15 protein-coding genes are annotated in these 11858 nt (G+C 63.8%); 12 read left to right on the forward strand and 3 right to left on the reverse strand.

Annotation, left to right across the window (positions count from 1 at the left end; genetic code table 11):
- The gene (locus AC1D3B_RS23050; protein ID WP_478192998.1) at positions 1-1041 is read left to right on the forward strand and encodes a S49 family peptidase; all 1041 of its coding nucleotides are present in this window, start codon (positions 1-3) and stop codon (positions 1039-1041) included.
- 1 nt (position 1042) lies between these two features.
- Here AC1D3B_RS23050 and AC1D3B_RS23055 read toward each other — a convergent pair whose 3' ends face one another.
- The 3 genes from AC1D3B_RS23055 to AC1D3B_RS23065 are packed head-to-tail and all read right to left on the reverse strand — an operon-like array spanning position 1043 to position 3543.
- Positions 1043-2182, reverse strand: coding sequence for an MFS transporter (locus tag AC1D3B_RS23055; protein WP_478192999.1), 1140 nt, complete (start codon positions 2180-2182; stop codon positions 1043-1045).
- Positions 2183-2197: 15 nt separating this feature from the next.
- Positions 2198-2965, reverse strand: a complete 768-nt coding sequence (locus AC1D3B_RS23060) for an SAM-dependent methyltransferase (RefSeq protein WP_478193000.1) — start codon at positions 2963-2965, stop codon at positions 2198-2200.
- Positions 2962-3543 (reverse strand): Maf family nucleotide pyrophosphatase, encoded by a 582-nt coding sequence (locus AC1D3B_RS23065; RefSeq protein ID WP_478193001.1) that lies wholly within the window; start codon positions 3541-3543, stop codon positions 2962-2964. The genes AC1D3B_RS23060 and AC1D3B_RS23065 overlap by 4 nt, the downstream gene beginning before the upstream one ends.
- 37 nt (positions 3544-3580) lie before the next feature.
- Between AC1D3B_RS23065 and AC1D3B_RS23070 the strand changes: the two genes are divergently transcribed.
- The 11 genes from AC1D3B_RS23070 to AC1D3B_RS23120 all read left to right on the forward strand — a co-directional run bounded on the left by AC1D3B_RS23070 (position 3581) and on the right by AC1D3B_RS23120 (position 11847).
- Positions 3581-4129 (forward strand): YceD family protein, encoded by a 549-nt coding sequence (locus AC1D3B_RS23070; protein WP_478193039.1) that lies wholly within the window; start codon positions 3581-3583, stop codon positions 4127-4129.
- Between the two features lie 139 nt (positions 4130-4268).
- On the forward strand, positions 4269-4451 hold the full coding sequence (gene rpmF, locus AC1D3B_RS23075; protein ID WP_028248601.1) for a 50S ribosomal protein L32: 183 nt from the start codon (positions 4269-4271) through the stop codon (positions 4449-4451).
- Between the two features lie 97 nt (positions 4452-4548).
- Positions 4549-5601 (forward strand): phosphate acyltransferase PlsX, encoded by a 1053-nt coding sequence (gene plsX, locus AC1D3B_RS23080; protein WP_478193002.1) that lies wholly within the window; start codon positions 4549-4551, stop codon positions 5599-5601.
- On the forward strand, positions 5601-6578 hold the full coding sequence (locus tag AC1D3B_RS23085; RefSeq protein WP_478193003.1) for a beta-ketoacyl-ACP synthase III: 978 nt from the start codon (positions 5601-5603) through the stop codon (positions 6576-6578). Before plsX ends, AC1D3B_RS23085 begins: the two co-directional genes overlap by 1 nt.
- Before the next feature lie 46 nt (positions 6579-6624).
- Positions 6625-7578 carry an ACP S-malonyltransferase gene (fabD, locus tag AC1D3B_RS23090; RefSeq protein WP_478193004.1) on the forward strand — a complete coding sequence of 318 codons (954 nt, stop codon included), beginning with the start codon at positions 6625-6627 and terminating at the stop codon, positions 7576-7578.
- A gap of 23 nt (positions 7579-7601) precedes the next feature.
- Positions 7602-8345 carry a 3-oxoacyl-ACP reductase FabG gene (gene fabG, locus AC1D3B_RS23095; protein WP_478193005.1) on the forward strand — a complete coding sequence of 248 codons (744 nt, stop codon included), beginning with the start codon at positions 7602-7604 and terminating at the stop codon, positions 8343-8345.
- Positions 8346-8444: 99 nt separating this feature from the next.
- Complete coding sequence (acpP, locus tag AC1D3B_RS23100; protein WP_007830471.1) at positions 8445-8684, forward strand: acyl carrier protein; 240 nt, start codon at positions 8445-8447, stop codon at positions 8682-8684.
- Between the two features lie 93 nt (positions 8685-8777).
- Positions 8778-10022, forward strand: a complete 1245-nt coding sequence (gene fabF, locus AC1D3B_RS23105) for a beta-ketoacyl-ACP synthase II (protein ID WP_478193006.1) — start codon at positions 8778-8780, stop codon at positions 10020-10022.
- A 13-nt stretch (positions 10023-10035) separates the two neighbouring features.
- On the forward strand, positions 10036-10521 hold the full coding sequence (locus AC1D3B_RS23110) for a hypothetical protein (protein WP_478193007.1): 486 nt from the start codon (positions 10036-10038) through the stop codon (positions 10519-10521).
- Entirely contained in the window at positions 10518-11192 is a 675-nt protein-coding gene (gene rpoE, locus AC1D3B_RS23115) for an RNA polymerase sigma factor RpoE (protein WP_478193008.1), read from the forward strand. The genes AC1D3B_RS23110 and rpoE overlap by 4 nt, the downstream gene beginning before the upstream one ends.
- A gap of 13 nt (positions 11193-11205) precedes the next feature.
- Complete coding sequence (locus AC1D3B_RS23120) at positions 11206-11847, forward strand: sigma-E factor negative regulatory protein (RefSeq protein WP_478193009.1); 642 nt, start codon at positions 11206-11208, stop codon at positions 11845-11847.
- Positions 11848-11858 lie beyond the last annotated feature (11 nt).

Here is an 11858-nt window from a genome sequence, read left to right on the forward strand (position 1 = left end):
ATGACCGATTCCAACCGCACGGAGCCCGAAGGTTTCGAGCCTTTCGAGCGCTCCGCGCCCATTCCCTCCGCGCAAGGCGGACCCCGAAGCATGAAGAACGACCCGACGCAACAGCCCGGCTGGGAGCGCGCAACGCTGGAGAAACTGGCTTTCGCCTCCCTTCGCGAACAGCGGGCCACGCGCCGCTGGAAGACCTTCGTGCGCCTCAGTTGGCTTGCGTTCTTCATCTTCCTGGCATGGCTGGCCATGTCGCGCGGCACCCCGGCGACAGCCAAGACCACGGCCCACACCGCAGTCATCGAAATCAAGGGCGAAATCGCCAGCGGCGCGGACGCGAGTGCGGAATTCGTGGTTGCCGCCATGAAAACCGCGTTCGAGGACGAAGGTGCCAAGGGCGTCGTGCTGTTGATCAATTCGCCCGGCGGCAGTCCGGTGCAGGCCGGCATCATCAATGATGAAATCAAGCGCCTGCGGGCGAAGTACAACAAGCCTGTCTACGCGGTGGTCGAGGAAACCTGCGCTTCGGCCGCGTACTACATCGCCGCGGCGACGGACAAGGTTTTCGTCGACAAGGCGAGCATCGTCGGAAGCATCGGCGTCCTGATGGATGGCTTCGGGTTCACCGGTCTCATGGACAAGGTCGGCGTGGAGCGCAGGCTTCTGACCGCCGGGGAGAACAAGGGCTTCCTGGACCCGTTCAGTCCGATGAGCGACACGCAGCGCGCCCACGCGCAGCAGATGCTCGACCAGATCCATGCGCAGTTCATCGAGGTGGTCAAGACGGGTCGCGGCGATCGGCTCAAGACCAGCACGCCTGGGCTGTTCAGCGGCCTCTTCTGGAGTGGCCAGCAGGCGGTGGAGTTGGGTCTGGCCGACCAGCTTGGAAATGTGGATTTCGTTGCGCGCGAAGTGATCAAGGCGGAGGAAGTCATCGACTACACGCGGCGCGACAACGTGGCCGAGAAGCTCGCGAAGAAGTTCGGCGCGGCGCTGGGTGACGCATCGGTGCGCGCGATGCACACCGCGCCCGCGCTACGTTGATTCAGGCGACGTCGGTGTAGCGCGCCGACGCGGCGAGGGCCGCCGCGAACACCACCACGACGTACAGCGCAGCGGTCAGCGAACTGGCTTGGGCGATAAAGCCGATCACTGGTGGGCCCGCCATGAAGCCAAGATAGGCTGCCGCCGATACCGCGGCGATCCCGCGAGCAGGCTCGACGCCGGGTACACGCGCTGACGCGGCAAAGAGGATGGGCACCACGTTGGCGAATCCGATACCCACACCTGCAAATCCGATCAATGCAAGCCATGTTGCGTTGGTGACCAGCACCAGTGTCATGGAGACCGCTGCCAGCAGCGCGCTCCCACGGAGCAGAACCGAAGGCGCGAAGCGTGCCCGCATCGCATCGCCACCGAAGCGCGCCATCGCCATGGCCGCCGAAAAGCTGGCATATGCCAGCGCCGCCCGCTGCTGGGGGCTGCCCAGTTCCTGGTGAAGGTAGAGCACGCTCCAGTCATAGATGGCGCCCTCGGCAATCAACCCCAGCGCGGCCAGCAGGCCGAGCACCGCCAGAGCGCCGCGCGGCAATCGGAAGCCACTGTCGTCGGAGGCGAACGCGGTCGATTCCCGGGGGAGCATCCATCGGGCGGAAACGGCGATCGATAGTGCCATGACGGCGGCGACCAGCCACAGATGACGCTGCGGCGCCATCCCGGCCGCGATGGCCGCACCGCCGGTCATGGCGCCAACCATGCCGCCCAGGCTGAACATGCCGTGCATCCCGCTCATCAGTGGCTTGCCGCCGCGAATCTCGAGTTGGGCGGCTTCAGTGTTGATGGCGACGTCGAACACGCTCGTCGTGACGCCGAACACGACCAGCAAGCCGAGCAAGGCTACGTACGCCGGCATGACCAGAAGGCCCGCCAGCAGCATGGCATAGATCGCGCCGCAGACGCCGGCCATGGCGCGAGCGCCGTGACGACCGATCCAGCGGCTGGCCTGCGTCAGTCCGAGCAGGGCGCCGACGCCCGCCGCCAGCATGGCCAGCCCCAATTGGGCTTCGTTGACGCCGTAGTGGGACTTGACGGTGGGTATGTGCACACCCCAGGTCGCAAAAACGAAGCCGGACCCGAAGAACTGCGTGCGCGAGGCCCAGCGCATGCGTGCGGAGACATCCAGCATCGGGTCGAGCTGCGCCTAGCGACCGATCGCGAACACGGCAGGCGCTCGTTCGTCCGACGGCGACGGCCTGGCGCGCCAAGCCTTCACTGTTTCGCTTCTCACATGGGAAGACGACAGCGTGAGGCCGCGAGCCACCGCAAGGCGAGTGTTGTGTTGCAGCGTCTGCGTGAGTGCCTGAAGCAAGGCCGCGTTGCGGTAGGGCGTCTCGATGAACAACTGCGTCTGGCCGGTCTTGAGGGCGAGCGCCTCAAGCTCGCGGATGCGCTGGATGCGCGCGTCGGCATCCTGCGGCAGATAGCCGACGAATGCAAAGTTCTGGCCGTTGAGTCCGCTTGCCGCCAGCGCGAGCAGGAGTGACACGGGCCCGGTGAGCGGGACCACCGTAACGCCGAGTTCGTGCGCGGCCTTGGCCACGGACGAGCCGGGATCCGCCACGGCAGGCATGCCCGCCTCGCTGAGCAAGCCGACGTCCCGGCCTTCCAGGGCAGGAGCGAGGAGGGGGCGCGCATCGAACTGCCCCGCGTGATCGCCTTTCTTGTGGACTTCGCGCGGCAATTCCTGGATCTGTTGGGCCTGAATCGGTGCGGCAAGTGGCACGACGGCGTCGATGCGCTTGAGATAGGCGCGCGCCGACTTCGCGTTCTCGCAGATCCAGTGCGTGATTCGTGCCGCCGCCTGGAGCGTGCCGAGCGGCAATGCGTCCTGGAGCGGCGCCTGCTCGTCACATCCGAAATCGAGCGGGGCGGGGACAAGGTAGAGCTTGCCTGGGTTCTGTGCAGTCACAGCAGATCGACTCCTGCCGCTCGCAGCATCCTTGCGGTGCGAATCAGCGGAAGTCCGACCAGGGCCGTCGGATCATCGCTGTCGATGGCTTCGAGCAGGGCAATGCCCAGGCCCTCGCTCTTCGCGCTGCCGGCGCAGTCATAGGGCTGCTCGGCGACCAGATAGGTCTCGATCGCCGCATCGCTCAGGTCGCGAAACACGACGCGCACGGGCGCCAGATCGCGCTGGACGAAGCCCGTGGCATGGCAGACCACGGCAACTGCTGTCTGGAAAATGAGCGTCTGCCCGCGCATGCGCCGTAGCTGGGCCGTCGCGCGCACGTGGTCGCCGGGCTTGCCCAGCGGCTCGCCAGCCAGGTCAGCCACCTGATCGGAACCAATCACGACGGCCTCGGGAAAACGACGGGCAACTGCGTTCGCCTTTTCCAGCGCGAGGCGCGCGGCGAGCGAGTGGGGTGTTTCGCTGTCGAGGGGGGCCTCATCGACTTCAGGTGGATGCACGTCGAAGGGCAAACGCAGGCGCGCTAGAAGCTCGCGGCGGTAACGTGAGGTGGAAGCGAGGATCACAGTGCGTTGCATGGACACGATTGTGCGCGAGCGGTTTAGACTGGCACGAATGACGAGAGAATTTGCCCCCCGGCGGCTTGATGTGCCCGGCTTTGCCGACGCCTCGGCCTTCCTTTCCGGAAGTGATCCACTTCAGGCGTACGAGCGCCTGAGTGCGGAATTGGCGAGTCCGGCGCCCGACTTGACGGTCAAATGGGAAGCTGTCGGCCAGCGCCACAGCGGTGCTGACGGCTCCCCGGTGTCTTGGTTGCACCTGAATGCGGAGACCAGCGTCCCGTTGGTTTGCCAGCGTTGCCTTGCGCCCGTCAACGTCGATCTCATCGTCGATCGCTGGTTTCGGTTCGCTCCCGACGAGGCCGCAGCGGCCACAGAGGACGAGGACGCCGAGGAAGATGTCTTGGTTTCGAGCCGCGAATTCGACCTTCAGGCGCTCATCGAGGACGAGTTGCTCATGGAGATTCCCGTGACTCCGCGGCATGAAGTCTGCCCCGAGCCCATGAAGCTGTCCGCCGTCGACCCCGATTTCGAGTCGGCTGAGGACGCTCGGCCGAACCCCTTCGCGGTCCTTGGCGCCTTGCGTTCGGACAAGTCCAAATAGGCGACGATCTCCGATCTGGCGTCAGAAGCCATGCATAGGCTATAATCATGGGCTTAGCGCGCGCTGCCGTTGATGCTTCCGAAGCGTTTTCGCCGCCCCGCATGCACACCAACCCACCCGAATACTTCCAGGAGCCAGCATGGCCGTCCAGCAAAACAAGAAGTCGCCGTCGAAGCGCGGCATGCACCGTTCGCACAATGCCCTGGGCGTGCCCGGCATTGCCGTTGAGCCGACCACAGGCGAAACGCATCTGCGCCACCACATCAGCCCGAACGGTTTTTACCGCGGCCGCAAGGTGCTCAAGACCAAGTCTGAAGCCTGATCTTTCGTTTCAAGGCCAAGGCCCGAAGCTACTTTTTTCGTAGCGTCGGGCCTTTGTTTTGATGGTCACGCCTTCCTCAACCGATTCACCGCTCTCTGTGATCACGCTTGCCGTTGATTGCATGGGTGGCGACCATGGGCCTCGCGTCACGCTCGAGGCCTGCCGCGCCTTCCTCGATCGCCACGTAGAGGCCTCGCTTCTTCTCGTCGGCGCGCCGGCCGCCTTGTCTGGCTTTGTTCATCCGCGCGCCACGATCGTTGCGGCCAGTGAGGTCGTGGGCATGGACGATCCTATTGAAGTTGCGCTCCGGAAAAAGAAGGACTCGTCGATGCGCGTCGCCATCCAGCAGATCAAGGATGGCGCAGCTCAGGCAGCCGTGTCGGCTGGCAATACGGGCGCACTCATGGCCATCGCGCGGTACTTGCTGAAAACGCTCGACGGAATTGATCGACCGGCCATCGCACCTCAATTGCCCAACAGCAAGGGCGGCGCAACGACGGTGCTTGATCTCGGTGCCAACGTAGATTGCGATGCCGAGGACCTTCTTCAGTTTGCCGTTCTGGGATCCGCCTTGGTGTCCGCCCTTACGGGGAACGAATCCCCTACCGTCGGCCTGCTCAATGTCGGCGAGGAAGCCATCAAAGGCAGCGAAACAATCAAGAAAGCGAGTCAACTGCTTCGAAAAGCGGCCAACTCGCAGGACTTGAACTTCTACGGAAATGTCGAGGGCAACGACATTTTCAAGGGAACGACGGACATCGTTGTTTGTGACGGTTTCGTCGGCAATGTCACCTTGAAGGCAACCGAGGGCGTCGCGGCGATGATCGTTGATTTCCTCCGGATTGAATATTCGAATGGAATTTTCAGCAAATTTGCGGCTATCGTCTCCTATCCGGTGCTAAAAGCTCTTAAACGCCGCCTGGATCATCGGCGGTACAACGGCGCGGCATTGCTGGGGCTTCGAGGTCTTGTCTTCAAAAGCCACGGCTCCGCAGACGAAGTAGCGTTCGGGTACGCTCTGGATCGCGCTTATGATGCCGCTCGCAACAACCTGCTCGAACGCGTGCGGGCCCGCATCGCCCACGCCGCGCCTCTGCTCGCGCGGCAAGAATCGGCGGCATCGGCCGACGCGCCAGCGCTCCACGTTTGATGACTCCTTTTTCTCGCATCACAGGCACCGGCAGTTACTTGCCCCCGCGCCGTGTGACCAATGACGACCTCGCCCTGGATCTGGCTGCGCGTGGCATCGAGACCTCCGATCAATGGATCATCGAGCGCACAGGAATTCGCGCTCGCCATTTCGCAGCGCCCGAGGTGGCAAGCAGCGACCTCGGCCTCGAAGCAGCGAAGCATGCTCTGGAGTCCGCTGGCCGAAGCGCGTCGGACATCGACCTGATCATCGTCGCGACCTCGACGCCTGACATGGTGTTTCCGTCGTCAGCAGCCATCCTTCAGAACAAGCTCGGGATTGCCGGCTGCCCTGCGTTCGACGTGCAGGCTGTCTGCAGCGGCTTCGTGTATGCGCTGACGGTAGCCGACGCCATGATTCGCACGGGCGGTGCCAAATGCGCACTGGTCGTGGGCGCCGAGGTGTTTTCGCGCATTCTGGACTTCAACGACCGCACCACCTGCGTCCTCTTCGGTGATGGAGCGGGTGCGGTCATTCTCGAGGCCAGTGACGAGCCGGGGATTCTTGCCAGCGATCTGCACGCCGACGGCAAGCACGTCGGCATCCTCTGCGTGCCTGGCCATGTGTCCGGCGGTTCCGTGCTTGGAACACCCCTGCTTCACATGGATGGACAGGCAGTCTTCAAGTTGGCGGTCCGCGTGCTGGAAGAAGCTGCGCGTGCCACGCTTCAAAAGGCTGGCAAGACGGAAGCGGACATCGACTGGCTGATCCCGCATCAGGCCAACATCCGCATCATGGAAGGCACGGCGAAGAAGCTGAAGCTTGCGCGTGAAAAGCTGATCGTGACCGTCGACGAGCACGGCAATACATCGGCAGCCTCCATTCCCCTGGCGCTCGACGAAGCGGTGCGCTCGGGCAAGGTGAAAAAGGGCGACACGCTGATGCTCGAAGGTGTTGGCGGCGGTTTCACCTGGGGTGCGGTGCTGCTCACCTACTAGTACTGTGCGCTGCTCGAAGTGGCAGCGGCGCGATTGGAGACACACAATGAAGTCCTTCGCTTTCGTCTTTCCGGGTCAAGGCTCGCAGGCGGTCGGCATGCTCGATGCATGGGCCGATCACCCTGCGGTGCTCGAGACGTTGCGCGAGGCATCAGACGCCCTCGATGAAGATGTCGCGCGACTCATTCGCGAAGGTCCGAAGGAGGCGCTGGCCCTCACGACCAACACGCAACCCGTGATGCTCGTCGCGGGCGTCGCCGCCTGGCGCGCCTGGCTGGCCGAAGGCGGTGGGGTGCCCTCGGTCGTCGCTGGGCATTCGCTGGGAGAGTATTCGGCGCTGGTCGCCTCCGGCGTCCTGACGCTGGCTCAAGCCGCGCCGCTCGTGCGCTTCCGCGCCCAGGCCATGCAGCAGGCCGTACCCGTCGGAGTGGGCGCCATGGCGGCCATCCTGGGCATGGATGCCGACAAGGTGAAGGTTGGTTGCGCAGAGGTAACTGCCGGATTCGGTCTGGGCAGCGCCGAGGTCGTGGAGGCGGTGAACTTCAACGACCCGATGCAAACGGTGATCGCTGGCAGCAAGGCCGCTGTCGACAAGGCGTGCGACGTGTTGAAGGCAAGCGGAGCCAAACGCGCGCTCCCCCTGCCTGTCTCGGCGCCGTTCCATTCGAGCCTCATGAAGCCAGCGGCCGAAGCCCTGCTCGAACGGCTTGCGTCCGTCAGCCTCGCCGCACCTCGGATTCCCGTCATCAACAATATCGACGTGACCGTCGAAACCGATCCAGACCGTATCCGCGATGCCTTGGTGCGCCAGGCTGCGGGACCCGTCCGCTGGGTCGAAACCGTGCAGGCGCTCAAGGCGCGCGAGATCGCTGCTGTGATCGAATGCGGTCCGGGCAAGGTGCTGGCCGGCATGGCCAAGCGCATCGCGCCGGAGCTTGCAGTGGCTTCGGTCTACGACCCGGCCACTCTTGCCGAAGCCAGACAACTGCTCGCTGCCTGAGCATCGAGCCTCAAGGTTCTTTCATGAGTACTCCAAAATTCGAAGGCCAGGTCGCGCTGATCACGGGCGCTTCCCGCGGCATTGGTGCCGCCATTGCCCTGGAACTGGCCCATCGAGGGCTGACGGTGATCGGGACCGGTACCACGGAAGAAGGCGCCGCCAAGATCACTGCCGCCCTGGGCTCCCACGGCGGCCGCGGCTGTGCGCTGGACGTCAATGACGGCGCGGCCGTCGAAGCGTTGATCGACGAGATCGTCAAGGTCTACGGCGCCGTTCACGTCCTGGTCAACAATGCCGGTATCACCCGGGATACCCTGGCGATGCGTCTCAAGGATGCCGACTGGGACGCGGTGCTCGACACCAATCTGAAAGCGGTCTTCCGACTTTCCCGCGCCGTGATCCGCCCGATGATGAAGCAGCGCTATGGCCGCATCATCAACATCACGAGCGTGGTCGGCGCCTCCGGCAACGCAGGCCAGGCCAACTACGCCGCCGCAAAGGCCGGGGTGGCCGGCATGACGCGTGCGCTGGCGCGCGAGCTTGGCAGCCGCAGCATCACCGTCAACTGCGTCGCGCCGGGTTTCATCGAAACCGACATGACAGCCAGTTTGCCCGAAGCGCAGCAGCAGGCCCTACTGGCCCAGATTCCACTCGGCCATCTCGGCAAGCCCGCCGATATCGCTCACGCAGTGGCCTTCCTCGCCTCTCCGCAGGCCGCCTATGTCACGGGGCAGGAACTGCACGTGAACGGCGGCATGCACATGTAGACGCACGGCGCAATACCTTTCACCTACGGCCGTGCGGCAAATGCCACAATGCGGCCGGCTAAAATCCACCGATTACCTACAACCCTCAGAGGGAACCAAATGAGCGATATCGAAGCACGTGTCAAGAAAATCATTGCCGAACAACTCGGCGTGGAAGAGTCCCAAGTCACCAATGAAAAGGCCTTCGTGGCCGACCTCGGCGCGGACTCGCTCGACACGGTCGAACTCGTGATGGCGCTCGAAGACGAGTTCGGCATCGAGATCCCGGACGAAGACGCCGAGAAGATCACGACGGTGCAGAACGCCGTCGACTACGCCACCAAGAATCAAAAGGCCTGATCGGCCACGCTGAGCCCCGTTCCTTCGGTCCGCAGCCTCCATGCTCGCGCGCACCGCACGACGGCCTCAGTGCTCCCAGAAAGGTTTGCCGGCATGACCAAACGCCGCGTCGTCGTGACCGGGCTCGGTTGCCTCGCTCCTGTCGGAAACACCGTTGCCGCATCCTGGACCAACTTGCTGGCCGGGAATTCGGGCATCGACACCATCACCAAGTTCGATGTGAGCGGCTTCTCCTGCAAGTTTGCGGGCGAAGTGAAGGGTTTCGACATCAAGGACTACATTCCCGAGAAGGAAGCGCGTCACATGGATCGCTTCATTCATCTCGGACTCGCTGCTGCGATGCAGGCGGTGCAGGACAGCGGGTTGCCCACGGGTGATGCGCTGTCGGAAGAAGAAGCGGTTCGCATCGGATGCAACATCGGCTCCGGTATCGGGGGTTTGCCCTTGATCGAGGATACGCATGCGGAACTGGTCGCCCGCGGCCCGCGGCGCGTCTCGCCGTTTTTCGTGCCGGCCTCGATCATCAACATGATTTCCGGTCACGTCTCCATCAAGTACGGCTTCAAGGGGCCGAACATTGCGGTCGTGACCGCGTGTACCACCGGCTTGCACGCCATCGGCACGTCTGCCCGGATGATCGAGTACGGCGACGCCGATGTGATGATCGCAGGCGGCTCGGAATCGACGGTGTCTCCGCTCGGCCTGGGTGGCTTTGCCGCGGCACGTGCGTTGTCGACCCGCAATGACGATCCGAAGACCGCCTCTCGCCCGTGGGACAAGGACCGCGACGGATTCGTGCTCGGCGAGGGCGCTGGTGTGCTGGTGCTGGAAGAGTACGAGCACGCCAAGGCCCGGGGCGCGAAGATCTATGCGGAGGTCTCGGGCTTCGGCATGAGCGGCGACGCGTACCACATGACGGCGCCGAACGTGGACGGCCCGCGCCGCTCCATGGCCATGGCGCTGGCAAATGCGGGCGTCAACGCCGACGAGGTCCAGTACGTCAATGCCCACGGTACCTCGACCCCGCTGGGCGACTTGAACGAAACCAATGCGATCAAGAATGCTTTTGGTGACCACGCCAGGAAACTGGTCGTGAACTCGACGAAGTCGATGACCGGTCACCTGCTCGGCGGCGCCGGCGGCATCGAATCGGTGTTCACCGTTCTGGCGTTGCATCATCAGAAGAGCCCGCCGACGATCAACATCTTCAATCAGGACCCGGAGTGCGATCTCGACTACTGCGCCAATGAGGCGCGCGATCTGAAGATCGATGTGGCAGTCAAGAACAATTTCGGATTTGGCGGCACCAACGGCACGCTGGTGTTCAAGCGCACTTGATTCTTCCCGTCTCATGCACAGCGCCCCATCGGTGAACTTTCCGGTGGGGCGTTCTCGCTATGCGGAGCGCCTTCTGCTGGTTCTTTGGGCTCTTGGCGTCTGCGGCGTTTCCGTTGCTTGCGTCCAAGTTGATCGTATCGACTGGCGCGACGGGATCCTGGCGCTCAGTACTGTTGTAGCGGCTATCGCCGCATGGGCAGGCGCCCTTCGACGCGCGGATCCCGCCGAGCTGAGCTTTGATGGTCAGGACTGGTCGCTCACTGGCAGCGTCGCACTTCGATCGGCCGGGGCTAGCGCGGCGCTTGACCTGCAATCCCTGCTGCTGGTTTGCCTGACACAGCCGGGCCGGCCTCGGCATTGGATCTGGGTCGAGCGGCAAGCCAAGCCGGAAACCTGGCGCGATTTGCGGCGTGCGCTATATTCGCGCGCGCCGCTGGCCGCGTCGACCGCCCGAAAGTCGAACTCGGACGCCGCCGACGTGCATCATTTCTCCTCATGACAACTTCGTTACCTCCGGTGCCACCGGACGCCGGTCTGACCGATGCGCCCGCAGCGGGAGCGAGGCCGGGCGAGGTCGATTTCCAACTCGTCCAGCGCACCGTCGCAGGCGACCAAAAGGCGTTCGAACTGCTAGTCATCAAGTACCAGCGCCGGATCGAACGGCTCATCGGCCGCATGGTTCGAGATGTGAACCTGGTCGAGGACATCGCCCAGGAGACCTTCATCCGTGCCTACCGGGCCCTGCACCAGTTTCGTGGCGAGGCCCAGTTCTACACCTGGCTCTATCGGATCGCCGTCAACACGGCCAAGAAGGCGTTGGTCGACATGAAACGCGACCCGACGGTTTCCGAGAGCGCCCTGCGTTCTTCTTCCGAAGACGAAGATGAAACTTACCGGCCCGGAAACGAACCAATCAGCGACGAGACCCCCGAATCCGTGATGGCTGCCAATGAAATAGCGGCGGCCGTCGAGGCAGCGATGGAAGCGCTACCTGCCGAACTGAGGCAGGCGGTGACCTTGCGCGAGATCGAGGGCATGAGCTACGAAGAGATTGCCGAGGTCATGAATTGTCCGATCGGCACGGTGCGGTCGCGGATTTTCCGTGCCCGCGAAGCCATTTCGGCCCGGGTCAAGCCCTTGCTGGACAACCAGTCAGGCAAGCGTTGGTAAGCAGGTGAATGAAATGAACAACACAAACACGGTCCACGAACAGGTCTCGGCGCTCGCCGACGGCCATTTACGAGACGACGAGTTCGCACAGGTCATCGGCAAGGTTTGTGCGGACGATGATCTGCGCGCGACATGGCATACCTATCATTTGGTGGGGGACGTGCTGCGTTCAGGCGTCCACGCGACGTGCAGCGACACGTCGCTCTTTGTTTCCCGGCTTCAGGGGCGGCTTGCCGCTGAGCCGATGGTGCCGTCCTTGACCCCGGTGCTTTCGGAGGCGACGCCGGTACAGCGGCGCGTCGAGGCCGCCAATGAACCCGTGTTTCGCTGGAAGCTGGTTGCCGGCGCTGCATCGCTGGCCGCGGCGGCGGCCATTGGCTGGAACTGGGTCGGCACGGGCGGCCCCGCAGCACCAAGCGCACAGCTGGCCGCCATTCAGCCGGCCGCTCCAACCGTCGTGGCCACCGCCGTGCAACCCCAGCCCCCCCAGGCGCTGACGCCGACCAGGGTCATCATCGGAAACGGCAACCCTCAGATCATGCTCCGTGACCCGCGCCTGGACCAGTTGCTCGAGGCGCACCAGCAAGCCGGTGGCGCGTCGCAGATGCCTTCGGGCTTCCTGCGCAACGCGACCTTCGAGAGGCCGTCGCGCTGATCGCGCATTTG

The organism is Variovorax sp. P5_A3, assembly GCF_056400665.1.